The 25684-nt window shown below is 65.0% G+C and carries 25 protein-coding genes and 1 pseudogene; 16 read left to right on the top strand and 10 right to left on the bottom strand.

Annotated features, from left to right (window positions below; genetic code table 11):
• The first annotated feature begins 112 nt into the window (after positions 1–112).
• Complete coding sequence (locus ASE11_RS06540; protein ID WP_056268189.1) at positions 113–943, top strand: hypothetical protein; 831 nt, start codon at positions 113–115, stop codon at positions 941–943.
• A 573-nt stretch (positions 944–1516) separates the two neighbouring features.
• On the opposite strand, the gene glmS is transcribed toward ASE11_RS06540, so the two are convergent.
• Positions 1517–3385, bottom strand: coding sequence for a glutamine--fructose-6-phosphate transaminase (isomerizing) (gene glmS, locus ASE11_RS06535; protein ID WP_056268186.1), 1869 nt, complete (start codon positions 3383–3385; stop codon positions 1517–1519).
• 136 nt (positions 3386–3521) lie between these two features.
• Here glmS and ASE11_RS06530 point away from each other — a divergent pair, with 136 nt between their 5' ends.
• Complete coding sequence (locus tag ASE11_RS06530) at positions 3522–4019, top strand: Lrp/AsnC family transcriptional regulator (protein WP_056268184.1); 498 nt, start codon at positions 3522–3524, stop codon at positions 4017–4019.
• A 164-nt stretch (positions 4020–4183) separates the two neighbouring features.
• A complete protein-coding gene (locus tag ASE11_RS06525) occupies positions 4184–4972 on the top strand; it encodes a DUF2726 domain-containing protein (protein ID WP_056268181.1) in 789 nt (262 codons plus the stop codon).
• Between the two features lie 27 nt (positions 4973–4999).
• On the opposite strand, the gene glmU is transcribed toward ASE11_RS06525, so the two are convergent.
• The gene (glmU, locus tag ASE11_RS06520; RefSeq protein ID WP_056268178.1) at positions 5000–6400 is read right to left on the bottom strand and encodes a bifunctional UDP-N-acetylglucosamine diphosphorylase/glucosamine-1-phosphate N-acetyltransferase GlmU; all 1401 of its coding nucleotides are present in this window, start codon (positions 6398–6400) and stop codon (positions 5000–5002) included.
• Here glmU and ASE11_RS06515 point away from each other — a divergent pair.
• The 6 genes from ASE11_RS06515 (at position 6399) to ASE11_RS06490 (ending at position 11444) form a co-directional block, all read left to right on the top strand.
• Positions 6399–7319: a DUF6279 family lipoprotein gene (locus tag ASE11_RS06515; protein ID WP_056268175.1), complete on the top strand. Its 921-nt coding sequence runs from the start codon at positions 6399–6401 to the stop codon at positions 7317–7319. The two genes, glmU and ASE11_RS06515, sit on opposite strands and share 2 nt — an antisense overlap.
• Before the next feature lie 176 nt (positions 7320–7495).
• A complete protein-coding gene (locus ASE11_RS06510) occupies positions 7496–8257 on the top strand; it encodes a GntR family transcriptional regulator (protein WP_056268173.1) in 762 nt (253 codons plus the stop codon).
• Positions 8254–9048: a transporter substrate-binding domain-containing protein gene (locus ASE11_RS06505; RefSeq protein WP_056268170.1), complete on the top strand. Its 795-nt coding sequence runs from the start codon at positions 8254–8256 to the stop codon at positions 9046–9048. Before ASE11_RS06510 ends, ASE11_RS06505 begins: the two co-directional genes overlap by 4 nt.
• A gap of 122 nt (positions 9049–9170) precedes the next feature.
• Complete coding sequence (locus ASE11_RS06500) at positions 9171–9839, top strand: amino acid ABC transporter permease (RefSeq protein ID WP_056268167.1); 669 nt, start codon at positions 9171–9173, stop codon at positions 9837–9839.
• A gap of 75 nt (positions 9840–9914) precedes the next feature.
• Entirely contained in the window at positions 9915–10565 is a 651-nt protein-coding gene (locus tag ASE11_RS06495) for an amino acid ABC transporter permease (protein WP_056268164.1), read from the top strand.
• A 123-nt stretch (positions 10566–10688) separates the two neighbouring features.
• Positions 10689–11444, top strand: a complete 756-nt coding sequence (locus ASE11_RS06490; RefSeq protein WP_056268161.1) for an amino acid ABC transporter ATP-binding protein — start codon at positions 10689–10691, stop codon at positions 11442–11444.
• 53 nt (positions 11445–11497) lie between these two features.
• On the opposite strand, the gene ASE11_RS06485 is transcribed toward ASE11_RS06490, so the two are convergent.
• The 6 genes and pseudogenes from ASE11_RS06485 to ASE11_RS06460 form a co-directional block, all read right to left on the bottom strand.
• Positions 11498–12469, bottom strand: coding sequence for a succinylglutamate desuccinylase/aspartoacylase domain-containing protein (locus ASE11_RS06485; protein WP_056268158.1), 972 nt, complete (start codon positions 12467–12469; stop codon positions 11498–11500).
• Positions 12466–13446: a Bug family tripartite tricarboxylate transporter substrate binding protein gene (locus ASE11_RS06480; RefSeq protein ID WP_056268155.1), complete on the bottom strand. Its 981-nt coding sequence runs from the start codon at positions 13444–13446 to the stop codon at positions 12466–12468. The genes ASE11_RS06485 and ASE11_RS06480 overlap by 4 nt, the downstream gene beginning before the upstream one ends.
• A gap of 97 nt (positions 13447–13543) precedes the next feature.
• A pseudogene (locus ASE11_RS06475) lies at positions 13544–14438 on the bottom strand (LysR family transcriptional regulator).
• Between the two features lie 81 nt (positions 14439–14519).
• Complete coding sequence (locus ASE11_RS06470) at positions 14520–15800, bottom strand: anion transporter (protein ID WP_056268152.1); 1281 nt, start codon at positions 15798–15800, stop codon at positions 14520–14522.
• 88 nt (positions 15801–15888) lie between these two features.
• Positions 15889–16869 (bottom strand): MBL fold metallo-hydrolase, encoded by a 981-nt coding sequence (locus ASE11_RS06465; protein ID WP_056268149.1) that lies wholly within the window; start codon positions 16867–16869, stop codon positions 15889–15891.
• A gap of 69 nt (positions 16870–16938) precedes the next feature.
• Positions 16939–17550: a TetR/AcrR family transcriptional regulator gene (locus ASE11_RS06460; RefSeq protein WP_056268147.1), complete on the bottom strand. Its 612-nt coding sequence runs from the start codon at positions 17548–17550 to the stop codon at positions 16939–16941.
• A gap of 38 nt (positions 17551–17588) precedes the next feature.
• Here ASE11_RS06460 and ASE11_RS06455 point away from each other — a divergent pair, with 38 nt between their 5' ends.
• Positions 17589–17954, top strand: coding sequence for a TfoX/Sxy family protein (locus tag ASE11_RS06455; RefSeq protein ID WP_056268144.1), 366 nt, complete (start codon positions 17589–17591; stop codon positions 17952–17954).
• 84 nt (positions 17955–18038) lie between these two features.
• Here the strand turns inward: ASE11_RS06455 and ASE11_RS06450 are convergent, their stop codons facing one another.
• On the bottom strand, positions 18039–18542 hold the full coding sequence (locus ASE11_RS06450; protein WP_056268140.1) for a DUF2917 domain-containing protein: 504 nt from the start codon (positions 18540–18542) through the stop codon (positions 18039–18041).
• A gap of 126 nt (positions 18543–18668) precedes the next feature.
• On the opposite strand from ASE11_RS06450, the gene ASE11_RS06445 reads away from it, so the two are divergent.
• Both ASE11_RS06445 and ASE11_RS06440 read left to right on the top strand, forming a co-directional pair.
• Positions 18669–19697, top strand: coding sequence for a LysR substrate-binding domain-containing protein (locus ASE11_RS06445; protein ID WP_056268287.1), 1029 nt, complete (start codon positions 18669–18671; stop codon positions 19695–19697).
• A 54-nt stretch (positions 19698–19751) separates the two neighbouring features.
• On the top strand, positions 19752–20618 hold the full coding sequence (locus ASE11_RS06440) for a DMT family transporter (protein ID WP_056268284.1): 867 nt from the start codon (positions 19752–19754) through the stop codon (positions 20616–20618).
• Between the two features lie 84 nt (positions 20619–20702).
• On the opposite strand, the gene ASE11_RS06435 is transcribed toward ASE11_RS06440, so the two are convergent.
• The gene (locus ASE11_RS06435; protein ID WP_082585566.1) at positions 20703–21356 is read right to left on the bottom strand and encodes a 5-formyltetrahydrofolate cyclo-ligase; all 654 of its coding nucleotides are present in this window, start codon (positions 21354–21356) and stop codon (positions 20703–20705) included.
• A gap of 96 nt (positions 21357–21452) precedes the next feature.
• On the opposite strand from ASE11_RS06435, the gene ASE11_RS06430 reads away from it, so the two are divergent.
• From ASE11_RS06430 to ASE11_RS06415, 4 genes are all read left to right on the top strand, one after another.
• Positions 21453–23411: a lytic transglycosylase domain-containing protein gene (locus ASE11_RS06430; RefSeq protein WP_235501210.1), complete on the top strand. Its 1959-nt coding sequence runs from the start codon at positions 21453–21455 to the stop codon at positions 23409–23411.
• Between the two features lie 23 nt (positions 23412–23434).
• Complete coding sequence (locus ASE11_RS06425) at positions 23435–24388, top strand: complex I NDUFA9 subunit family protein (RefSeq protein ID WP_056268137.1); 954 nt, start codon at positions 23435–23437, stop codon at positions 24386–24388.
• A 142-nt stretch (positions 24389–24530) separates the two neighbouring features.
• A complete protein-coding gene (locus ASE11_RS06420) occupies positions 24531–24857 on the top strand; it encodes a metal-sensitive transcriptional regulator (protein ID WP_082585565.1) in 327 nt (108 codons plus the stop codon).
• 107 nt (positions 24858–24964) lie between these two features.
• Entirely contained in the window at positions 24965–25654 is a 690-nt protein-coding gene (locus tag ASE11_RS06415; RefSeq protein ID WP_056268133.1) for a glutathione S-transferase family protein, read from the top strand.
• Positions 25655–25684 lie beyond the last annotated feature (30 nt).

Raw genomic sequence — 25684 nt, 5'->3', positions numbered from 1 at the left:
TCATCTGGTTGAGTTCCTTGAGGGTTCTGGGGGTGTGGTAATTCCCAGTCTCTCAAACTCAACTCAGATGAACACATACAACCTATTGGGCCTTCACAACTAGGCCTTTCCCATGAAAGAACAAATAGGCTACTCGCCGGCTTCAGACTCCTCGCAAGGCCGATATCTGCTTTTCCTGGACATCTTGGGTTTCGGTGAATTGGTTGAGAGGCTTGGACACGAGGAGGTCTATGCGACGATTGAGAAGACGCTCGCACCCTTCCATCGCTGGGAAGCGCTAAACGGGCAATTCCGGACGATCTACTTCTCCGACACCTTCGTGTACTACCAGGAACCCAAGGGCTACGGAGACTGGGCCTTTTTGGACATCTACGCGATCGGCGGCATGGTGCTCTCGGCACTACTTGCTGTCGGAATTCCCGCTCGCGGAGCGATAACGTTCGGGCAATTTGACGTGAGGGCAGACGGCACGGGCCGTCACCAGCTCTACTACGGTCGCGCAATGGTCGAAGCTTACCGGGCGGAGCAACGCGAGAAATGGATCGGGATCACCATCCAGCCGTCGGCGTGGAGGCCATACGACGCTGAAAAGCCCGGCATCATCAACACGTTCGCAAGCGAAGGCGTTTGGCTTCGACGCGAGGACGACGTACTGCTCTTGAATCCGTTCATCAAGCTTCGTGCATGGAGCAACATGCTCTTTGTGCCAGGTGAGGTCGAGAAGCCGTACTCGACGCATGATGCACCGGAATTTCCTAACGATCTCCTCGGGCTGAAGTTCCTGCGGGAGACTGCAGATGCATATGCGAGGCGAAACGACTTCCTCAGCCCCGCCGCGGTCAAGTACCACGTCACCATCGCGTTTCTGAAGAAGATCCTTGGCAAGACGCTTTACTCATGGGCCGAGACAGCCGTCAAGCCAGAGAACTTCGACGCGCCGTGAGCGTCGCAGAATTCGACGCAGCCAAGGTCTATTGACGCCGTCGCCGATGCGTCCTGTTGCTTCCTCAAGCAAGAGGCGTTTCCTGGCGTGTTGGCGTGGCGGGACATCACTGACTTGGTGTCTTGATCGGTTGAGGTGAAATGCCCGTTATTCGGCACCGAATTTGGCAATTCAGGTGTCACCTTCGGGTCGAAACCGCCAGTCCGGGTGAAACAGAAGCGGTCGGTAAAACGGTGCAAGCCATGTCGCGGAAGTCCTATGACCGCAGTACCCCGCACAGCTGCCACTTGGCCCACCGCACTTCGCCAAACTGAACAGCCGCTTCGTGGCAACCAGCGTAATCCTTCCTAGCCGCGTCCACGGACGGCTGTCGCTGCAGACTTGCCTGTCCGTTGATCACCCGCAACACGTTCGGGACTACGAGTGATCTGTCTTTTTCGTCTAAGCAGGCATCAAGAAAATAGTAACGGGTCGGATACGGTTTGTTACCTTCTACGCCCCGTTTCCCGACAGACCTATTTTTTTCCGACAGACCTCATTTTTCGGGTTCATAGTCAGAACCCAGGCGCGCCCTCACTCCACCGTGACGCTCTTCGCAAGATTTCGAGGCTTGTCCACATCCGTCCCCTTTGCCAGCGCCGTGTGATACGCCAGCATCTGCAGCGGCACCACATGCAGGATCGGTGAGAGGGCGCCGTAGTGCTCGGGCATGCGGATGACGTGGACGCCTTCGCTGCTGGTGATGCGGGTGTCGGCGTCGGCCAGCACATAGAGCACGCCGCCGCGCGCGCGCACTTCCTGCATGTTGCTCTTGAGCTTTTCCAGCAAGGTGTCGTTGGGAGCCACCGTCACCACCGGCATGGCCGCGGTCACAAGAGCGAGTGGCCCGTGCTTGAGTTCACCGGCCGGGTACGCCTCGGCGTGGATGTAGCTGATCTCCTTGAGCTTCAAGGCACCTTCCAGCGCGATCGGGTAGTGAAGACCCCGGCCGAGGAAGAGCGCGTTGTCCATGCGCGCGAAATCTTCGGCCCAGCTGATCACCTGCGGCTCCAGAGCGAGCACGGCCTGCAGGGCCACCGGCAGGTGGCGCATGGCCTTGAGGTGGTCGGCCTCGGCTTCTTCGCTCAGGTTGCCGCGCACCTGGGCGAGTGCCAGCGTGAGCAGGAACAGGCCGGCGAGCTGGGTGGTGAAGGCTTTGGTGGAGGCCACGCCGATCTCGACGCCAGCGCGCGTGATGTAGGCCAGTTCGCATTCGCGCACCATCGCTGACGTGGACACGTTGCACACCGTCAGCGTGTGTTTCATGCCCAGACCCTGCGCGTGGCGCAGTGCGGCCAGGGTGTCGGCGGTCTCACCGCTTTGCGTGATGGTCACCACCAGGGTGCGCGGGTTGGGCACGCTGGTGCGGTAGCGGTACTCGCTGGCCACTTCCACCTGCGTGGGGATCTTCGCGATGCTCTCCAGCCAGTACTTGGCGGTGCAGCCGCTGTAGTAGCTGGTGCCACAGGCCAGGATGAGGACGTTGTCGATGTCTTTGAAGATGCGATACGCACCGTCACCGAACAGCTCGGGGGTGATGCCTTCCAGGCCTTCGAGCGTGTCGCCGATGGCGCGTGGCTGCTCGAAAATCTCTTTCTGCATGTAGTGGCGGTAGGGGCCGAGTTCGGCAGCACCGCTGTGGGCCTGCACGGTTTTCACGGGGCGCTGCGTCGCATCGAGCGCACGGCCCTGGGCGTCGAGCACCCAGTAGCGGCCGAGCTGCAGGTCGACCAGGTCACCCTCTTCCAGATAGACGATCTGATCGGTGACGCCGGCCAGAGCCATGGCATCGCTGGCCAGGAAATGCTCACCACCGCGCACCCCATCAAGGGTACCCACGCCCAGCACCAGGGGCGACCCGGCGCGTGCGCCCACCACGCGGTGCGGCTCGTCCTTGTGGAACACCGCGAGCGCATAGGCGCCGTGCAGTTGCACCACGGCGGCCTGCAGCGCCGTGAACACGTCGCCTTCGTACAGGGAGTCGATCAGGTGTGCAATGACTTCGGTGTCGGTCTGACTCTCGAACACATAGCCCTTGGCCTGCAGGGCAGCGCGCAGTTCGTCGTGGTTCTCAATGATGCCGTTGTGCACCAGCGCCACGCGGCCCACGGTGCCCGCCACCGCACCGGGGCCGTGGCTGAAGTGGGGATGGGCGTTGTGCACCACCGGGGCGCCGTGGGTGGCCCAGCGGGTGTGCGCGATGCCGGTCCCGCTGGCGATGCCGTCGGTCTGCACCTGCTGCGCCAGCTCCGCCACCCGCGCCGTGCTGCGCGCACGCTGCAAGCCGCCGGTGTGCACCGCCACGCCACATGAGTCGTAGCCGCGGTACTCCAGCCGTTGCAGGCCCTGAACCAAGACCGGGACGATGTTGCGCCCTGAAACCCCTGCGACGATGCCACACATGTTGCTGCTCCCGAAAATGAATGAACGCTGATGCTAGTGACAAGCCATTGAAATAAAAGCCCAAAATTTCACGTTTCATCGAGAATAATTTCTCGCATCAAAAAATTGAACCGATTGCTTCATAAACTCACTAGATATGGAACAAATCATCATCGACGAGGCCGACCTCCGCTTGCTCGACCTTCTGCAAAACGATGCGTCCCTGAGCAACCAGGCCCTGGCCGAACAGGCGCATCTTTCGCCACCCACCAGCCTCAGACGTGTCAAACGTCTGCGCCAGCTCGGGCTGATCGAGCGCGAAGTGGCGCTGCTCAGCGTCGATCGCCTGGCCCCCCTGCTCGGTCACGGGCTCACGGCGCTGGTGGAAATCACGCTGGAGCGCCAGGGCGCAGAACTCCTGGACGCCTTTGAAGAGCGCGTGCTCCCTGTTGTTCAGGTTCAACAGTGTTACCGCGTGAGCCCTGGGCCCGACTTCCTGCTGGTGGTGCACTGCCTGGACATGCCGGACTACCTGGCGCTGGCTCAGCGCCTGTTCACCAGCGACGCCAACGTGCGCAACATCAAGGCATTCTTCAGTCTGAAGCGTGCCAAGTTCGAGCCGCGTGTGGCGCTTGCGGGCAAGCCCCCCCAGTGACTCCGATTGACCACATTGGTACTCAACGCGGCCAAAAATTGCATACATACCGCACATTTGTCGCGCTGCACCCCCCCTCGAAGAGTTGACGAAACATACTTTATGTAACAACCTCCGTTTTTAGCCAAACTGAAATTGGCGGTTTGGACCCAGGAGGTTTTTCGATGAACACGACGTGGATTGCAGTGCTCGGAGCGCTGGCCCTGCTGGGCTTGTGCGCGCTGGGTTATTGGCGCTACCAGATGACGAGCCAATCGTCGGGGCGCGACGACCGATACAGCCCGGAACGCCTGATGACGCCCGAGCAGGCGCAAATGCTGGACTACCTGCAAGACACCTTTCCCGGGCAAGCGGTGTTGTCCAACATCACGCTGAGCAACATGCTGGCGGTGCGCCGCGCGACCAACCGAAAACGCGCCGAAGAGCGGCTGACTCAGCAGCGGGTGGACTTCGTGGTTTGCGGCAATGACGGCAAACCCACCTTTGCGTTCGACATCGAACAGCACCCCTTGAGCAACGCCAAGCACAAGGCCCACATGGTGAAGATGAAGAACCGCATCCTCAAGACCGCGGGCGTGCGGTTTGTCTTCTTGAAGAACAGCTTGCACCGCATGCCGTCGCCATCCGACTTTCGCAAGCAACTCAATCTGGCCGAATTGCCCAAACCCAAGGCAAGAGAGAAGGGGGACGTTGGGGAAAGCCGCCGCCAGCAACTGGAGAGCCAGTTCTCGGAGTTCGATTCGCTGAACACCGCCAACACCGCCTTCCGGGATTCCGAGGTCATGGGCCTGAGCGGCCTGATGGACCTGGACCAGGAAGGCCGGCGTGGTGGCTTCAGCAGTGCCTACAGCAACAGCGGTTTCAACCAGCGCCGCTCCAGCAGCGGTGGCCCCAGCAGCAAGTCGCCGGACGACAGTCGATTCGATTCGATGGATGTGCGCGGCGGGCGCTGAGTCGTCCGCCTTACCCCACCAGGCTCCTCACGGGGCCTTTTTCTTTTTCTGGGGCCGTTGCCAGTTGGCAATGCCGACCTGTTTGCCGCGCGCCACCGACAGCGCACCAGGTGCCGTGTCTTTGGTGATGGTGGAGCCGCCCCCCACCGTGCCACCTGCTCCGATGGTCACGGGCGCCACCAGCACGCAGTTGCTGCCCACGTGCACATCGGCTTCGATCACGGTGCGGTGCTTGTTGGCGCCGTCGTAGTTGGCGGTGATGCTGCCGGCGCCGTAGTTCACCCGCTCGCCCACGGTCGCGTCACCCAGGTAGGCCAGGTGATTGGCTTTGGCGCCGGCGGCCAGGGTGCTGTTTTTCACTTCCACGAAGTTGCCGATGTGCACCTCGGCCCCCAGATCGGTACCGGGCCGCAGCCGTGCAAATGGTCCCACCAGCGCGCCAGGCCCCACTTTCACACCCAGCTTCTCGCCGTCGATGTGGGTGAACGGATGGATCACCGCGCCAGCCTCGATCACGGCGTTGGCGATCACGCAGTTCGCGCCGATGCGCACACCATTGCCCAGTTGCACGCGCCCCTCGAACACGCAGTTCACGTCAACTTCCACGTCCTGTCCGCACAGCAGTTCGCCACGCACATCCAGACGAGCCGGATCGGCCAGGCGGGTGCCTTGTTCCATCAGGGTATCGGCCAAGCGCCGCTGATAGGCACGCTCCAGCTCGGCGAGTTGCACCGGGCTGTTCACGCCGGCCACCTGCACCGCATCAACGATGCGGTGCGCCGCCACGCTCAGGCCATCGGCCACGGCGAACTTCACCACGTCGGTGAGGTAGTACTCGCCCTGGGCATTGCGGTTGTCCAGCCGCGCCAGCCAGCCGCGCAGCAGCTGTGTGGGCACGGCCATGATGCCGCTGTAGATCTCGGTGATGGTGCGCTGGCTCTCGCTCGCGTCTTTGTGCTCCACGATGGCCTGCACCGACGCATCGGCCGAGCGCACGATGCGGCCGTAACCGGTGGGGTCGGGCATGTCCAGCGTGAGCAGCGCCAGGCGCTGGCCGGCGCACAGGTCCAACAGGGCTTGCAAGGTTTCCGGCCGGGTGAGCGGCACGTCACCCGAGAGCACCAGGGTCACACCATCGTCGGGCAGCACGGGCGCGGCCTGCTGCACCGCGTGACCGGTGCCCAGCTGAGGCTCCTGGCGCACAAACCGCAGCGCGGTGGTGGTGGGCGCGTGCAAGCCCGCTTCCACCTGCTCGGCGCCATGGCCGGTGATCACCACCACCGAGCGCGCCGATAACCGCGCCGCGCAGTCGATCACGTGCTGAGCCAGTGCGCGCCCACCCAAACGGTGCAACACTTTGGGCCGCTGACTTTTCATGCGCGTACCTTTGCCGGCCGCCATCACCACCACATCCACTGGGAACGACATGAACACCTCTTTCGGGGAACCGTTGCACGGCGTTCTTGCCGGGCTTCACGTGCGCCGGATTATCGCCCTGCAGGTGGTGAAGGTCTGTGCGCTGGTGACCATGGCATTGGCCATCACCGCCTGCACCGCCGCACGCCTGGCCTACAACCAGGCGCACAACGCCACCTACTGGTGGCTTGACAGCCATGTTGACTTCACCAACGACCAGTCGACCCCGGTGCGCGGCGACATCAACGCCTTTTTTCAGTGGCACCGCACCAACGAACTGCCGGTGTACGCCGGGCTGCTGCAGCGCTGGCAGACCCTGGCCGCGCAGGAACTCACCGGCGCGCAGGTCTGCGCCGAGTTCGACGTGATCCGCCAGCGCATCGAGCGCGCGGCCGACGCCAGCGCGCAGCCGATGGCGCGTCTGGCGCTCCAGCTCGATGCGGCCCAGGTGGAACACCTCAAGAGCCGACAGGCCAAGAGCAATGAGGAGTTCGCAGACGACTTCCTCCAGACATCCGTAGACGCGCGCATCGAGAAGCGCCACGACCGCGCGCTGGGTCGCAGCGAAATGCTCTACGGCACGCTGAACGCTGCTCAGAAGGAGCTGCTGCGCAACAACATCATGGCCTCACCGTTTGACCCGCAACGCACCCAGGCCGAGCGGTTGCGCCGCCAGGCCGATTTGCTGAAAACCGTGAAAGACGCGCAAGCCGCACCCGACACCGCCGCCGAGCGCGTGCGCGGTCACATGGCGCGCATCGGCCAGTCGCCCACGCCGGGCTACAAGGCCTATGCGGACGAGCTGATCCGCCAGGGTTGCGCCCAGTTTGCCCAGTTGCACAACACCACCACGCCAGAGCAGCGCGCCAACGCAGTGCGCGTGCTCAAGGGCTACGAAGACGACTTGCGCGTGCTCAGCGCGCAGCGCTGACACCCGCGGCGCCGGCCGCACCAAAACCGCCCCCCACGTGTCCAGATACCGCGCTTTTTGGTGCAGCACCCACTGCACAACCACGTTTGCGCACGCAGCTGGTGCATCAATCTTGCATACAAGCCTTGTATGGACGTGGCATGGAATTCGCATGGAGTTGAGCCCAAAGGTTCCACATGGTCAGCTCCACCGACATCGCCCAACGCATCATCGAAGCCGTGCTGGCCCAGCGCCTGGCGCCGGGCACCCGCCTGGGTGAACAAAGCCTGTCGATGCTGTTCGACTGCAGCCGCACCCTGGTGCGCGAGGCGCTGGTGCGGCTGGCCGCGCGCGGCATCGTCACCGTGAGCTCGCGCCGCGGCTGGTATGTGGTGCAGCCCTCGCACGATGAGGCGCGTGAAGCCTTCGAAGCTCGCCGCGTCATCGAAACCGGCTTGATCCGCGGCACAAAGGGCATGGACAAGAACGCCTTCAAGCGCCTGCGCCAGCACCTCAAGCAGGAGCAGGCCGCCCTCAAGGGCGACGACGTCGGCCAGCGCAGCTACCTGCTGGGCGACTTCCACGTGTGTCTGGCCGAATGCCTGGGCAACCAGCTCCTGGCCGACACACTGCGCGACTTCACCGCGCGCACCACCCTCATCGCCATGCTCTACCAGAGCAACCACGACGCGGTGCAGTCGTGCCAGGACCATGTGGACATCGTCGCGGCCCTGGAGCGCTGCGACACCGACGCCGCCGAGCGCTTGATGGAGGCCCACATCGGCCAGGTGCAGGCAGCGCTGCGGCTGGGCACGCTCAACGACCCGCTGGCCGATCTGCGCGAAGCATTGGCGCCGGTGCGCGAAGCCAGCGAAGGCGCCGCTGTGGCCCGCAAGCGCAGATCCAGACCCGATACCCCACCCACCCCCAGCGATACCTACCTAGGAGCCCTGCTATGACCCCCACCAAACGCGCCTTCCTCGCATCCACCATCGCCCTCGCGACCGCCCTGTGCGTGGGCCACGCCCATGCGCAATCCGCCCTCGACGGCGTGATGAAGAACAAGCTGATCAAGATCGCCATCCCGACCGACTTCCCACCCTACGGCTTCGTCGGCATTGACCTCAAGCCCCAGGGCCTGGACATCGACACCGCCAACTACATCGGTGCCAAGCTGGGTGTGAAGGTTGAACTGTTGCCAGTGACCAGCGCCAACCGCATCGCCTACCTGCAAACCAAAAAAGCCGACCTGGTGATCTCCACGCTGGGCAAGAACCCCGAGCGCGAGAAAGTGATCGACTTCACCGCCGCTTACTCGCCGTTCTTCCAGGCGGTGTACGGCCCCAAGAGCGCGGCGCTGGCTGACTTCAACGCCCTGGGCGGCAAGTCGGTGGCCGTCACGCGCGGCGCCATCGAAGACCAGGAACTCACCAAGGTCGCGCCGGCCAACACCGACATCAAGCGCTTCGAAGACAACAACGCCACCGTGTCGGCCTTCGTCTCGGGCCAGACCCAGTTCGTGGCCACCGGCGTCTCGGTGGCCGACAACATGATCAAGCGCAACCCGGCGCTGGGTGCCGAATACAAGCTGCTGCTGAAAGACAGCCCCAACTTCATCGGTGTGGCCAAAGGCGAAGACGCGCTGCGCCTGAAGGTCAACGAGATTCTGGCCGCGGGCAAGAAGGCCGGCGACCTCGACACCATGGCAAAAAAGTGGCTGGGTCGCCCCGCAGGCAACCTGCCTGAATGATGGAGCCCCCACGCTCCGCCGCTGCGCGGGTCACTGGCCCCCGAGGGGGCTGTTTGCGCCTTGGGAGCGGCCCGGCGGCACAAACCCTGCTCTCGTCCATCCTGGCCTGAAACGGAATCACCATGGGCATCGAACTCGACTTCCCGGCCGTGCTCGCGCAATGGCCGCTGCTGGCCAAGGGCGTGCTCTGGACGCTGGGCCTGACCGCCATCTCGGCGGTGATCGGCCTGCTGGTCGGCACGGCCTGCGCCTGGGCGCGCAGTAACGGCCCGGTGGCGCTGCGCTGGATCGCCGCGACCTACGTGGAGCTGATCCGCAACACGCCCTTCATCGTGCAGCTGTTCTTCGTGTTCTTCGGCCTGCCGGCCGCGGGCGTGAAGCTCTCGCCCGAGACCGCCTCGGTCATCGCCATGGTGATCAACCTCGGTGCCTACGCGGCCGAGATCATCCGCGCCGGCATCGAAGCCACGCCCAAGGGCCAGTTCGAGGCCGCGGCCAGCCTGGCGCTCTCGCGCGTGCAGACCTTCCTGCACGTGGTGCTGCCGCCCGCATTGAAGAAGGTCTGGCCCGCGCTCACCAGCCAGATCATCATCGTGATGCTCGGCTCGGCGGTGTGCGGCCAGATTTCCACGCAGGAACTCAGCTACGCCGCCAACCTGATCCAGAGCCGCAACTTCCGCGCCTTCGAGGCCTTCATCATCGCCACCGGCATCTACCTGCTGCTGTCGATCGGCGTGCGCGGCTTGCTCAACTGGGTCGGCCCGCGCTACCTGTTCGGAGGCAAAAGATGAACGACCCCACGCTCACTTCGTTCGCTGCCCCCAAGGGGCGCGCAATGCCCTTCGGGCGGCCGGGCGGGCATTGCCATGGTTGATTTTTCCTTGTGGGACATCGTGCGCAACCTGCTGCTGGCCGCGCGCTGGACGGTGGCGCTCTCGCTGATCGCCTTCATCGGCGGCGGCCTTGTCAGTCTGGCGCTGCTGGTGGCGCGTACCGCCAAATGGCCCGGTGCCGAGACCTTCGTGAGCGGCTACGTACAGCTCTTCCAGGGAACGCCCTTGCTCATGCAACTGTTCCTGGCCTACTTCGGTCTGGCGCTGTTCGGCTACGAGACCTCGGCCTGGACCGCGGCCTCGGTCGCGCTCACGCTCTACACCAGCGCTTTCCTGGTCGAGATCTGGCGCGGCTGCGTGGCGGCCGTGCCCAAGGGCCAGTGGGAAGCGGCGCAAAGCCTCGCGCTGAACTTCGGCGAACAGCTGCGCTACGTGGTGCTGCCGCAGGCCACGCGCATCGCGATTGCGCCGACCGTGGGCTTTCTGGTGCAGGTGGTCAAGGGCACGGCGCTGGCATCGGTGATCGGCTTCGTCGAACTCACCAAGGCCGGCACCATGATCACCAACGCCACCTTCGCGCCCTTCCTGGTCTACAGCTGTGTGGCCCTGATGTACTTCGCGCTGTGCTTCCCCGTGAGCCTGTATGCGCGCACTCTGGAGAGGAAACTCAATGCAAGCCGCTGATTCGCAATGCCCCCCTGCGTCGCTGCGCGCCTTCCCCCCGATGGGGGGACGAAACCAGCGGCCTGGCAGAGCCAGTTCCGCGGCTTCCCTGGCCTCGACCATTCCGCTCGTGGAGACCACGCCATGAACACCGAAGCCACCCAGAAGACCATCGTCGACATCAAGCAGCTGCGCAAGTCCTACGGCAGCAACGAGGTGCTCAAGGGCATCGACCTGCAGGTCAAGGCCGGCGAGGTGATCGCCATCATCGGCAAGAGCGGTTCGGGCAAGAGCACGCTGCTGCGTTGCATCAACGGCCTGGAGGTGTTCCAGGCCGGTTCGCTGAGCGTGGACGACAAGCCCCTGCTGCACAAGGACGCCGCCGCCATGCGTGAGCTGCGCCAGCACGTGGGCATGATCTTCCAGAACTTCAACCTCTTCCCGCACCTGAGCGTGGGCCGCAACGTGATGCTCGCGCCCAGCCTGGTGAAAAAGACCGCCACCGCCGAAGGCGCCGAGCGCGCGCGCCAGTTGCTCAGGCGCGTGGGCCTGGGCGAGAAGTTCGATGCCTTCCCCGACCAGCTCTCGGGCGGCCAGCAGCAGCGCGTGGCGATCGCGCGCGCGCTGGCCATGCAGCCCAGCGTGCTGCTGTGCGACGAGATCACCTCGGCGCTGGACCCCGAACTCGTGGGCGAGGTGCTGCGCGTGGTGGAGTCGCTGGCCGACGAAGGCATGACCTTGCTGATGGTCACGCACGAGATGGGCTTCGCGCGCAAGGTCAGCGACCGCGTGATCTTCATGCACGAGGGGCGGGTGCACGAGATGGGTCCGCCCGCCAAGTTGTTCGGCTCGCCCGAGACGCCCGAGCTTCAGCAGTTCCTGTCGTCGATCAACGACTAGAAGCGTCCCGTTTCAGGCTTTCTCGAACACCATCGAGAGAACAACCCCGTCACTCAATCGAGCTTTTCGCGGCGTGCAAACCGAACCACCGTCACGCCAGACCTGGCCTGGCGCGTCGAGGGCATGACAAGAACGCAGTTGTCGTAGGGCGTCGTCACCGGCTCTCCGTCGTTGAAGCCGATGACAGTACCCGCCAGAGGGACAAGCTCCAGTCCTTCAAAGAGCTGTGCAAAAGAGAAGTGCTCGCTTCTTGCAACAACGGGACTTGTCACATGCAACGCCCACTGCTGGGGGGCATCTGATTGCTTCCAGCCCGGCATCCATCGATGCGCCGATGGCTCGGAGAGCGAGCCTGCCTGAACGAGGAAACGGAAGCACTGATCACGCGCCACCTCGAGGCTGACCCAATCACCGTGAAACCCGCATTCGACAAGCAGCGAGTGCGCGCGCGGTTGATGGAAATCCGCCAGGCCAAAGCGTCCGAAGTCGCGCATTCGAACGCCATCTTCGTGGCCAGCATCCACCACCACGTATTCCGGTGAGCGCATTTGTCTGGCCAATTTCAGATTGCGTTCGTGCATCCCGGCCAGGGACAACGGCAAGCCGGGCTCATGCATGGAGTGCAGGTCCAGCAGCCAATCCGCGCGCTCTACAAAGGGCTTCAACGCCGCAACGCGTCGACGCTCGCGTGTGTTGCCCAGTTCGATGCGATCGGGCATCCATTGCCTGTTCATGTCTTCGTCCACGAACCTGGAAGCGTCGTGATCGTTCGCGTCGAACCGGTCGAAGGCCTCCAGGTTGCAGAACGCCAATGTCAACACGCCGTGTTCCGGCCTCACACCAGCCTCCAGCAACTCCTTCAATGCCCACGCACCACACAGTTCGTTGCCGTGCACCAGCCCGCTCACCATGACGTGCGGACCATCGATGCCCGAGTCGAAACACCACACGCCTTCGGTGCCGGTGTTACCTGTTCGCCATGGGCCGAGCTCGGGCTTGGTCAATGAAAAGACGGTGTGGCTCACTCTTTGATCTTCGCGAAATTGACAATCTTTTGGTACTTCGCCGTTTCATCGGCGAGGAATCGGCCCATGTCGGCGCTCGGTGCAGCCACGATGGAGCCGCTATCCTCCAATTTCTTGCGGAGCTCCGGTGCTTGCAGAGAATCCGCGAGCGCCTTGCGAAGCTTCGCCGCCACGGCCTCTGGCAAGTTGGGTGGCGCCATGAGCGCAAACCAGACGCCGATGTCCATGTCCTTGAGCAACGGGTGATCAGCCAGCGGCGCGATCTCTGGCGCCACCGCAGAACGGGTTTTCTCGGTGATGCCCAGTGCCGTCACCTTGCCGCTGCGAATGTGAGGAAGCCCACTGGACAGCACATACACGCCGAAATCGACCGTGCCGCCATACAGATCCGTCGTCAGCGGTCCAACACCGCGGTAGGGAATGTGCGTCAGGAACAAGCCTGCCTGTTGTTTGGCCATTTCCACCGAGAGGTGCAGCGCGGTACCCACACCGGAGCTCCCGTAGCTGTATTGGCCGGGCTTGGCCTTCACGGTCTTGACGAACTGATCCACCGTCTTGATGCCGCTGCCGATCGAGGCAACCAGCACCATCGGCTGCGATGCAACGAGCCCTACGGGCGTGAAATCCTTGTAGCTGTACTTGACGGCGGAAGAAATGAGTCTGTTGATCGCGATCTCGTTGTTGGCCCCGAGCAGGACCGTGTAACCGTCCGGCGCCGCACGCGACACCTTTTGCGCGCCGATGGCCCCTCCCGCACCGCCCAGGTTTTCCACAACCACGGGAACACCCATCTTTTTTGACAGTTGGTCAGCGACAGCGCGTGCGGTCAGATCCGTGCTTCCGCCGGGCGGATAGCCCACCACGACCGTGATCGGACGGTCGGGGTAGCTGCCGCTCTGACCGTGTGCCACCGGGAGATGTCCCGAAGCGAGAAATGCCGTCATCACCGGCGCCCAGATTCCAAATTTGCATCGCATGGCTGTCTCCTTTTTCTGTACGTGCGATTCTTGGTCCTTGGACAATCTCCCGATGTGCTGAAGCAGCACCGATTCGTGCTTTCTCAAGCAGGGTGGCTCAAGTCGGGCCGACGGCCTCCCAGAGCGTCTCCGCCAAAGGCGACAGGCGCCGCTTGGCCCGCACCATGCGAACCTCGAAAGCGATTTCCAGGGTCTTTCCAGCCAGGGGAGCGATCTTCCCCGCCTTGCAGGCGCCTGCCGCCAGGGACCATGGAAGCCATGGCGACTCCGAGACCCTTGAGCACGTACTCCAGCAGTGCGTCGGCGGAATCGCACTCCAGGCATGGTTTCAAACGTGGCGCCTGCGCATGGTTCGCAAGGTGATCGGACACCAACTGCCCGAGAGCCAGCGTGTTCGCGTACGCGAGGTAGGGCACGGGCTTGGTGGACGAGAAGCCGAACAAGGTCTTGCCATCCGCGTTGGCGCGTGACATGGGCACGAGCCGGTCATGCGCAACGGTGTGTTGGAGATACTGGGATGGCCTCAAGCGAATGGCGATGGCCGGGTGGTGGTAGGTCAGCATGAAATCCGCATCCCCGCGCTCGAAACGATGCAGCGTCTCGGCCATCGACCCGGTGCGTACATGGACAAGCGCGTTGACGGTCTGAGCCCTGACGCGCCACAACCAGTCTGCGGCCAGGGTTCTGGCCAGGGTGCGCCCTGTGGCGAGCGTGAACACGAGCTGATCAGGCAGCGCGTTGTCCCGCAACTCATCCCGGGCGGACGACAGCGAGTACACCGTCTGCCGAGCGTGCTGAAGCAAGGTCTCGCCCGCCGCGGTCAGCACCACCGGCCCGCCGTCTCTCAGCACCAGTGCAACGCCAGCCCATTGTTCCAGGCCTTTGATGCGCCGTCCGAATGCAGGATGGGTCACGTGCCGTTGCGCCGCGGCACGGACGAAACTTCTTGTCTCGGCCAGGGCAATCAAATCTTCGAGCCACTTGATTTGCATGACGCATCCTTCATTGAAATTGACCTTGCTCCCTTGCTCCGGGGAGCGCTTGCACAGGCTGGCGCTTGATGATGCCGCGCGCTAGCCCACGAAGCGCATCCAGCCCCAGACGACGGCCAGTGTGAGCAGCGTCACCGGAATGCCGGTGATCGCGTGGCGCTTCCAGTCGATCACGGTGCCTTGCTGGCGCGCGAGGTCGGCCACGATCAGGTTGGCGATCGAGCCCACCAGCAGCAGGTTGCCCGCGAAGGTGGTCACCAGCGCGAGCATCACGCCGGCCTGTTCACCGCTGCCGCCCAGGTGCGGCAGCAGCAGCATGACGGCCGGCACGTTGGACACCAGGTTGGACAGCACCGCGCCGGCCACCAGCAACGGCCCCGGGTCGGTGAGGTGCACGCCCTGCGTACCCAGCCAGGCCACGGCCTGCGCGGCCAGGCCCGTGGTCTCGAACGCGTGGTTCACCACGAACAGGCCCATGAAGAGGATGAGCAAGGGCCAGTCCACCAGGCCCATGACGTGCGAGGAATGCAGTCGCCGGCTCAGCAGCAGAACGCCCGCCCCCACCAGCGCGGCGACATCGCGCGGCCAGTCGGTGAAGAGAAAGATCAACAACAGGGCACCGGCCACCAACAGCCCCTTGGTGGTCTGCCACGCATCAAACACGGGCTCTTCAACGCCCGGGCTGTTCGCGCCCTCTTCCGCTCGCGGGAGAGGGCTGGGGTGGGGGCTCCCCGCCTTCGCACCCGGCCCGTAAGCCAGCCACATCCACAACAACACCAGCCCGATCAACACCGGCGGCAGCGCCTGCCGCACATAGCCCCCGAAGGGCAGTTGCAGCACCGAGCCGATCAGCATGTTCTGCGGGTTGCCGATCAGCGTGGCGGCCGAGCCGATGTTGGCCGCACACGCCAGGCCGATGAGGAACGGCAGCGGGTTGAGGCCACGCTGCAGGCACAGCCGAGCGACCACCGGCGTCATGGCCAGGCAGACGATGTCGTTGGAGAACACCGCGGAGAGCGCGCCCGAGACCACGATCAGCGCGGCCAGCAGGCCATTGCGCGACAGCGGCATGGCGCCCACGCGGCGCGTCACAGCGCCGTAGAAGCCGCCCAGCCGCATCTGCGCCGACACCACCATGAAGGCGAACAGCAACACGATGGTGGGCAGGTCGATGGCGCGCGCGGCATCTTCCACCGGCAGTCCGCTCAGGCCGATGACTGCGATCGCGCCGAGCAGGGCCACGCCCGAGCGGTCCAGCTTCAGGCGCGGCAGGCCGCCGAGGAACATGCCGAGGTAGACGACGGCGAACACCGCGACGATGCCCCAGTCGGTGGCAGTGTGGTGCAGGGGGGTGGTGGGCATGGGCGGTGGAGTGAGACGCCGTGGATCGTAGCGCGGCGCAACAAAAAGCCGCCCGAAGGCGGCTCGTGTGGCGTGCGGCGCTGCGCGCTCAGGCCTGCAACGCGCCCCACATCTCCTGGTCGCGCTCGGCGGTCCAGATGCGCGGGTTCTTGATGCCCTTGGCTTCGTCGTAGGCGCGGCTCACGTCAAACGGCAGGCAGTGTTCGTAGATGAACACGTGGCCGAACACCGGGTCCATGCTCTTGCGGGTATGGGCCATGGCGGCCTTGAGGTCCATGCCGGCGGCGGCGGCTTCCTTGCCGGCCTGGAACAGCGTGGTGACCCAGCGCTGCGTGTAGTCCAGCGCCTTGTTCACGTCGGCATTGCCCTTCATGGCTTCGCCGCGGCCCGGCACGATGTACTCGGCCTTGAGCGCGCGCAGCGCTTCGAGCGTGGCAGGCCACTCTTCCAGTTGGGCGTCGCCGGTGTAGACGCCGGCTTCGTACTCGACCAGGTCGCCGCTGAACAGCACCTTCTCTTCTTCCACCCAGGCAATCGTGTCGCCGCGCGTGTGGCCCGGGCCCGGGTGCCAGATGCTGACCTTCACGCCACCCAGGTCCACTTCCAGGCTGCCCTGGCGGCCCGGCTTGCCGTCGCCGATCACGAGCGTGGGCCAGGTCAGGCCGGGCACGCTGTCGGCGCCGCGGAACAGGCGCGGGAAGCGCTCCATCTCGCTCTGCATGTCCTGCGCGCCGCGCTCGACGATCAGCTCAAAGGTGCCGCGGCTGGCGATGACCTCGGTCGCGCCCTCGGCCTTGTAGGCGCTCGCGCCCAGCACGCGCACCGCGTGGTAGTGGGTCAGCAGCACGTACTTGATGGGCTTGTCGGAGACGGTGCGGATGTGTTTGATCAGGTCCTGCGCCATGGCCGGGGTGGCGGTCGCGTCGCTGACCATGATGAACTGGTCGCCAATGATCACGCCCGAGTTCGGGTCGCCTTCGGCGGTGTAGGCCCAGCAGTGCGGGCTGAGCTGTTCGAAGGTGGTTTTCTTGTCGTCCAGGTCGGCCTGGGAGGCGAATGCTTTGCTCATGGCGGTCTCCGTGTGGGGAAGTGGCGGATTTTACCTAAACGAAATTCGTTTCGCATAGGTGAACGAATTTCAACCCTGAGCCGGGCCCGCCAGACCGCGTTCCATCATGGCGACCACCTCGTCGGCGAAGGCGCTGTAGCTCATGGCGCCGCCCGGGCGCAGCCAGGTGAAGGTCCAGTTGATCATGCCGAACAGCATCATGGTCAGCGCGGTCTGGTTGACCGGCGTCACACGATCGGGGTAGGCGCGCTTGAGGAAGCGGGTGAAAGCGGCGACCACGTCGCGCTGGCGGTTCAGGATCAGTTCGCGCTGCACCTCGCCGAGGAACTTGGTGTCGGACACCAGGGCCACATGGCGCGTGGCGGAGGTCTCGTACTCGGCCAGGAACGCGCGCACGAGTTCGCTCAGGGCGTCGCGTTCGCTCAGGTTCTTGCGCTGCGCGCGCGCCTCCGATTCGCCAATGAGCGCGAGCAGGCGCTGGGTGTAACGGTCGAGCAGGTCGAACAGGATCGCTTCCTTGCTCTCGTAGTAGTGGTAGAGCCGCGCCTTGCTGGCGCCGCAGGCCGCGGCGATGTCATTCATGCTGGCGGCGGGAAAGCTCTGCGACGCAAAACAGCGTGCCGCGACGTCGAGGATTTCATCGCGCTTGAGATCGTGCGAAGCGGATTTGGGTCTGGCCATCGGTGGATTCTGCCGGATGAGGCTTCTAAGATGGGCTCATGGTCAAACCCATCGATCCCTTCGCGCTGCACGCCTGCGAGTTGCTCTCGGGCGTGGGGCCGTGCGTGCCCAAGCGCATGTTCGGCGGCTGGGGCATTTCCACCGACGGCATGAACATCGCGATCATCGCGTGGGACACGCTTTTCCTGAAGACCAACGCCGAGACCGAGCCGCAGTGGTTGGCCGCCGGCGGAAGGCCTTTTGTCTACGAGGCCAAGGGCAAGGCCATGAAGCTGAACTACCACACGCCCCCGGACGAGGCGCTGGAGTCTCCCGCGCTCATGCTGCCCTGGGCGCGGCTGGCGCTGGAGGCCGCGGTGGCCGCGCGCAAGCCGAAGAAACGGCCAGCGCGCAAGAGCGGCTAGCGGCCGCAGCGCAGGGCCGCCCCGAGCAAGGCCAGCCCCTCGGGGCAGCGACCCGCGCAGCGGCGGAGCGTGGTGGCTCTGTCTTCAAGGTTGGTTGGATTCGTACGGGGTCAGCACGCGGCCCCGGCCTGCCACCAGAAACTCGCTGTAGCCGAACAGCCCGCGCATCAACCGCGCGAACGCCAGACCCGCTTGCCCCAGCGCTACCCCGAGTTCGCGCGAGGGTGTCACCACCTCACGGCCGAAACGGTCGGGCCGCTCGACGGCACGGGCTTCGGGCTCGGCGCACCACTCGAAGCGCACCGGCGCGGCGCTGGCCGGCTGCCAGGGCTCCATGACCAGGCGCGCCCCGGCCGGTACGGTCAGGCTTTCGCCGGCCGCCAGCATCAGATCACCCGACTCGTTGCCCGCGCCCTGGTGCGGAACCCCCAGCGTGACCCAGGCGCGGCCCTGCGTGATGTGCAGGCGGCTGGCCACATGGGGGCGCAGCGTCATCGCGCGGCGCGCGTCGAGGCGCCAGCCGCGCTGGGTGGCGGCGCAAGCAACACGGTCGGACGAAACGGCAATGGGGGCGAAACGGGTGTTCATGAGAAGCTCCTGAAGAGGGGACGAAGGCTCATCCTGGGAACGAATGTTCGCGCCTCAGCCCCTCACCGTCCAATGAATACGCAGTAAGCTATTGATTCGATAACCGCATCAATGCCCGGAGCCCCCATGCAGCTCACCAGCAGCCATCCCCGCACCCGACCCATCGCCGCCGGACACCTGCGCGCCTTTGAAGCGGTGGCGCGCCACCTCAACTTCCGCGCGGCGGCCGAGGAGCTTTCGCTCACACAGAGCGCAGTGAGCCGGCAGATCCAGGCGCTGGAGGACGAAGTCGGCACCGCCCTGTTCCTGCGCCACACCCGTGCAGTCGAGCTCACCAGCGCAGGCTCGCAGCTGCTGCGCGCCGCAGCCTCCGCGCTGGAGCGCATTGATGCGAGCGTGCGGCAGATCCGCCAGAGTGCGGGACGCAAGAGCGTGGCCATCACCACCTGGGCCTCCTTCGCATCGATGTGGCTGATCCCGCGGCTCGAAGCCTTTCAGCGCGACCACCCCGACATCGACATCCGCATCGACGCCACCGACAACGCGGTCGACCTCGCCACCTCCGACGTGGACCTGGCCCTGCGCTACGCGGTGCCGCAGGGCATCCCGGCCGGCGCGCATCGGCTCTTTGGCGAACAGCTCACGCCGGTCGCCAGCCCCTGGCTGCTCAAGACGCACCCGATCCGCAGCATCGAAGACCTCTCGAAATGCGCGCTGATCGAAGCCGGCGACGCGCACCGCACGCGCCATCTGGAATGGCTCACCTGGCAGCGCTGGCTCGACACCTTTGGCGAAGCCCCGGCAAGCACCACCGGCAAGCGGGGGAGCCGCAGCACACCGGCCAAGCTTTCGCCACAGCGCTGGATGTACTTCAACTACGCCAACCAGATCGTGCAAGCAGCGCTCACTGGCCAGGGCGTGGCGCTCGCGCGCCTGCCGCTGGTGGCCGAGAGCCTGGCCAGCGGCGCGCTGGTGGAGCCACTGCCCCACACCCGGCTGGACTCGCCCCTGGTCTACTGGCTCATGGTGGCGCCACGCAGCGCGCAGCGGCCCGAAGTGAAAGCCTTTTGCGACTGGCTGCTGCTGCAGGCCGCGGCCACGCGGGAGGCCATCGGCGACATACCCGACCCCGACACCATTGATCAAATGGATTAGGCCGTGTCGAGCTCCCGCCACCTCGCCGCCGGCAACCTGCGCAGCATCGTCTTCATGCTCGTGGCGGTGGGCTTCTTCGCGCTCATGGACGCTGTCCTCAAGACACTTTCCGCGCGCTACCCGGTGCTGCAGATCGCGGCGCTGCGCGGCATGACCGCGCTGCCGCTGGTGCTGCTGTACATCGCCTGGCGCGGCGCCTGGCACACGGTGTTCAAGGTCCGTTGGCCACTGCACCTGTTGCGCGGCGTGCTCGGCATTGCCATGCTGTCGCTGTTCACCATGGGTGTGCGCGAGCTGCCGCTGTCGGCCGCGTACACGCTGTTCTTCATCTCGCCGCTGCTTATCACCATGCTGTCGGTGCCCGTGCTCAAGGAGCGCGTGCCGGCCGCGCATTGGTGGGCGATTGGTGTCGGCTTCATCGGCGTCCTCATTGCGCTGCGGCCCAGCGGTGAAGCCCTGCAGAGCGGCTTCGTCACGGTGGGTGGCCTGGCCACGCTGGGCGCTGCGCTGTGTTACGCGGTGGCCGCCGTCACGGGCCGTCTGGCCAGTCGCACCGACAGCAGCGAGAGCATGGTGCTGTGGATGATGATGTTGATGTCACTGGGCGCAGGTGCTCTGGCCTGGTCCGATTGGGTGGCCATTCAGCGCAGCGACGCGCCGCTGCTGCTGGCTCTGGCGATCACCGGCTTTGGTGGCCAGCTGGCCATCACCGAGGCCTTCCGCCACGGCCAGGCCTCGGCCGTGGCGCCGTTCGAATACAGCGCGCTGGCCTGGGGCCTGGGGCTGGACTGGATGATCTGGCAAACGCTGCCGAGCTCACACACCTGGCTGGGTGCGGCCATCATCATCGGCAGCGGGCTCTACCTGGTGCGGCGCGAGAAGCTCATCACCGAGGTGCACGCGAACGCGGAGCATCCCTGAGCGACGATCCGCCGCTGGGCCGCCCCAAGGCGGATCAGCCCCCTCGTGGGGCAGCGACCCGCGCGGCGGCGGAGCGTGGGGGCACTACCTCTCAGGCCACATGACGCCGGTATCCGACAGGACGGCGTCCAGCGGCACGTCATGGATCTCGGGTTTCAGGTACGGCAGCCAGCCGAAGTCGTACCCCAGGCCCACGGTGAAGGGCTTGGGGTTCAGGCTGGCGAGCGTGCGGTCGTAGAAACCGCCACCGTATCCCAGGCGAAAGCCTCCGGGGCCATAGCCCACGCAGGGCACAAAGATCAGCGTGGGTTCCACGATCTCGGTGTCCTTCGGCTTCGGAATGCCAAAGGCATCTTCCTCCATCGGGCAGCCCGGGTACCAGGTGTAGAAGGTCAGCGTCTTGTCGATCTTGTTGACCACCGGCAGGCTGATGCGCCGGTGCCGTTGCGCGCCCTGCGCGTCTTCTTCCAGGCCGGCCTCCTGCCAGCGAAACAGCGCCGGCAGCGGATCGAACTCGCCCTTGATGGGCCAGTAGGCGCCAATCACCGCATCAGGCCGCTCGATCAGCCACACGCGCATGACCCGTTGCAGCAGGTCGTTGCGCAGGTTGCGGTCGGCCAGCGCCTGGCGCTTTTCGATCAGCGACTTGCGCCACTCGGTTTTCAGCGCAGCCGCCGTTGATCCTTCGGCCTGTTTCCTGAGGGGTGGTGGAGCATTCGGGCCGTCTTTGGTGTCCATAATCAACGCATGAAACAGGTTGGTGTGAAACAGGGATCAAAAGCGCAGACCACGGTTGACATGCAGGGCATGCACCGGTGGGCTCTGCGTTTCATTATGGCCGTGCTGGTGTTGCCAGGGCTGGCGCACGCACAAAGCAGCACCGGGGGCGATGCCACCTTGCTGGAGATGCGCGACGCCTTCCGCCGCAACAACACCACCCAGCTCACCCGCCTGCTGCCCGTCGTGCGCGGCCACACGCTGGAGCCGCTGGCCATCTATTGGGAGATGAAAGCTCGGCTTGAAACCGCCAGCCCGGTCGACATCCGCGCGGCCATGGACCGCATGGCCGGCACCTACTGGGAAGACCGACTGCGCAACGACTGGATGCTGCTGCTGGGTCGCGCACGCGACTGGACCAACTTTTCAATCGAGCTACCGCGCTTTCGCATGAACGACGACCGGCAGGTGAGCTGCTACGCCCTCATGCTCGACGCCGCCAGCGGCCGCATGCCGGCCGAACTCGCCGCGCAGCGGGTGCGCACGCTCTGGCACGCCCAGCGCGAGGCCGACGATGGCTGCGCGACCGCAGCGCAGTCGCTGCTGACCAGCGGGCAGCTCAAGCCCGAAGCCGCCTGGCAGCGTGCGCGCCTGGCCGTGGACGCCAACCGCCCGCGCGTGGCCAGCCAGGCCGTGGGCCTGCTCGACCCGGATTGGGCCAGCATGGTGGACACCGTCATCAGCGACCCCGCCAAGTACCTGGACGAGAAGATCACTGCCATCCGCCCGCGCACCAAAGAGTTGGTGACCCTGGCCATCATCAAGCTGGCCTTCAACGATCCGACCGCAGCTGCGTTGGAAATGGACCGCACACGCTGGAAAACCCAGCTCACCAAGGAAGAGCGCAGTTGGGTATGGGGCGTGATCGGCAAACGCTCCGCGCAAAAACTGGAAAACCAGGCCCTGACCTACTTCGCCAACGGTGAAGACCGCTTCATGCACGACGACCACCTGGCCTGGAAGGCGCGCGCCGGCATGCGCGCGGGCGCCTGGGGCCATGTGCGCGATGCCATCGCAGCCATGAGCGAACTGCAGCAGGGTCAACCCGACTGGATCTACTGGAAGGCACGCGCCCTGCAGGCGCTCGATCTGCCCAACGCGTCCACCGCCTCGGTGCAGGCCCGCACGCTGCTCGAATCGATCGCCTCGGAGCGTGGCTTCTACGAACAGCTCGCGCTCGAAGACCTGGGCCGACAGATCACCACACCGCCCGCCCCCACACCACCGAGCGCCGAAGAAACCGCGGCCGCGCGGCGCAACCCGGGCTTGCGCCGTGCGCTCATTGCCATGCGGTTGGGCCTGCGCAGCGAAGGCGTGCGTGAGTGGAACTACATCACCACCCTGCACGATGCCGGCGGCATGGGCGAGCGTGAACTGCTCGCCGCCGCCGCCCTGGCCTGCGAAGCCGAACTCTGGGACCGCTGCATCAACACCAGCCTGCGCACGCCCACCACGCAAGATCACGCCCAGCGTTTCCCCACACCGCACCGCTCCGCCGTGGTGACACGCGCACGCGAGATCGGCCTGGACCCGGCCTACGTGTACGGCCTGATCCGTCAGGAAAGCCGCTTCGTCACCGACGCGCGCTCGGGTGTGGGCGCCTCGGGTCTCATGCAGGTGATGCCGGCCACCGCGCGCTGGACCGCCCGCAAGATCGGCCTGACCGATTTCAGGCCGGCCCAGATCACCGAACATGAGACCAACATCCTCATCGGAACGGCCTACCTCAAGCTCGCGCTCGACGACTTCGAGGGCTCGTTGCCCCTGGCCGCAGCCGCCTACAACGCCGGGCCAGGCCGCCCACGCAACTGGCGCAACGGCCCGGTGCTGCCGGGTGAAATCTGGGCTGAGAACATTCCGTTTGAAGAGACACGTGACTACGTCAAGCGTGTTCTCGCCAACACCACCAGCTATGCCGCGCTGCTCACCGGCCAGCCGCAGTCCCTGCGCGCGCGGCTGGGCACCGTCGGTCCGCGCGTGGGCGGCGATGCGACCATCAACCGCGATCTCCCCTGAACATACTGGCGCCTGCACACCTCATGAAAAACATCCTCGTCCTGGGCGGAACCGGTTTTGTCGGCCGCCATGTCTGTGAAAAGCTGCACCGCCAGGGTTGGCGCATCACCGTGCCCACGCGCCGCGCCATCAACGCGGCCGCCGTGCAACACCTGCCGCGGGTGACCGTGATCGAGGCCGACGTGCACGACCCCGCCCAGCTGCTGGAGCTGGTGACGGGCCACGATGCCGTGATCAACCTCATTGCCATCCTGCATGGCAACGAAGAGGCGTTCGAGCGTGTGCACGTGGAGCTGCCCCTGGCCTTGTCGGAGGCCTGCCTGGCCGACGGCGTGCGCCGTCTGGTACACATCAGCGCGCTCGGGGTGAGCCTGGACGGACCTTCGCGCTACCAACGCAGCAAGGCACGTGGCGAAGAGCTGCTGCGCGCTGCCGACCTGGACCTGACCGTGCTGCGGCCCAGCGTCATCTTTGGGGCAGGCGATCGCTTGCTCAACGTGTTCGCCCGCCTGCAATCGATTTTTCCCGTGATCCCGCTGGCTGGCGCGGGGGCCCGTTTTCAACCGGTGTGGGTGGAGGATGTGGCCAGCGCCGTGGCAGCCTGCATCGCGGATCGGGGCCTCCCCCAAAGCACGGTCGGCCAGACCTTCGAGTGCGCCGGCCCCGATGTGCTGACGCTGGCCGAGCTGGTGGGCGTCGCAGGACGGTACGGCAGCAAACAGCGCCCCGTGCTGCCGCTGCCCGCTTTCCTGGCGCGACTGCAAGCCGCCACGATGGAACTCATGCCCGGCGAGCCGTTGATGAGTCGCGACAACCTCGATGCCATGTCGGTCGACAACGTGGCCACCCACCAGTGGCCCGGCCTTTCCTCATTGGGCATCGTGCCCGCCAGCGTGCACACCATCGCCCCCACGTACCTGGGCCAGCGCGGTGGACGCAGCAAGCTGCTGGAGTTCAGGCAGGGCGAACGGCCTTGAGGTCGGGGCACACGAAAGCCGGTTCAATTGTGACTTTTGCCTTGCCAAAAGATCAATAAATACCACCAAGGTGTCATTTTTCATGGGGTTGTTCGGGCTTACATTAAACCGTACACAGTACAACACCAACCCAGGAAATCAGATGACAGTCTCCAACCTGAAGCTCCCCACCAGCCGCAGAGCCGGCGCCCCTGCTGCCCCCGGTTACCGCACCGAACACCAGCGCGACGTGATCAACCGCCTCAAACGCATCGAAGGCCAGGTCCGCGGCCTGATCGACATGGTCGAGGATGGCCGGTCATGCGAAGACGTGGCCCAGCAGATGTCGGCCGCACGCAAGGCCATGGACAAGGCCTTCTACCGCATGATGGCGACCTCGGTAATGGAAGCCGTGTCCACTTCCGACTCGGAGGTCCATACCTTCCGCGAGGTCGAGCGGTCCACCCGCATCCTGGAAAAGTACGCCTGAACAACGCCGCCTGCGCGTCAGGAACGCAGCGGATCAATCGGCGCACATTTCGGCATCAATCAGCGGGCGCGAAGTCCTTACCATGGGGCTCTTTTCAAGGAGGCCCCATGGCATTGCAACTCTACGTCGGCAACAAGAACTATTCCTCGTGGTCCATGCGGCCCTGGGTGCTCATGAAACAGGCGGGCATCCCGTTTGAAGAGGTGATGGTGCGATTCGACTCGTTCGATATCGATTCCACCTTCAAGAAGAACCTGCGTGTCGTCAACCCGTTGGGCAAGGTGCCGGTGTTGGTGGACGACGGCTTTGCCATCTGGGACACGCTCGCGATTGCCGAGTACCTCGCCGAGCGCTCCCCCGACAAGCAGCTGTGGCCCAAGGACGTGAAAGCCCGGGCCCGCGCACGCAGCGTCTGCGCCGAGATGCACAGCGGCTTCACCGCGTTGCGCAACCATTGCCCGATGAACATCGAGGCCTCACTGCCCGAGATCGGCCGGCTGGTCTGGCGCGACAAGCCGGGCGTGCGTGCCGACATGGCGCGCCTGGGCGGCCTGTGGAGCGAACTGCTCGCGGCGCAACCCGCCGGTGCCCTGCTGTTCGGCGAATTCACCATCGCCGACGCGTACTTCGCGCCGGTGTGCATGCGCATCAAAACCTACGAACTGCCACTGCCAGCCGACCTGCTGGCGTATGTGGAGCGTGTGTGTGCGCTACCGGGTGTGAAAGCCTGGATCGATGAAGCACTGGCCGAGCACGACTTCATCGACTTTGACGAGCCGTACCGCCTGGGTAGATAGTGGCCCGCGCTCCGTCGCTGTCAGGGGGCC

This window comes from Hydrogenophaga sp. Root209, assembly GCF_001428625.1.
In the GTDB taxonomy this organism is placed as follows: Bacteria; Pseudomonadota; Gammaproteobacteria; order Burkholderiales; family Burkholderiaceae_C; genus Hydrogenophaga.
Note: the sequence above shows the minus strand (reverse complement) of the source record. Positions and strands in the feature narration are given on the sequence as shown.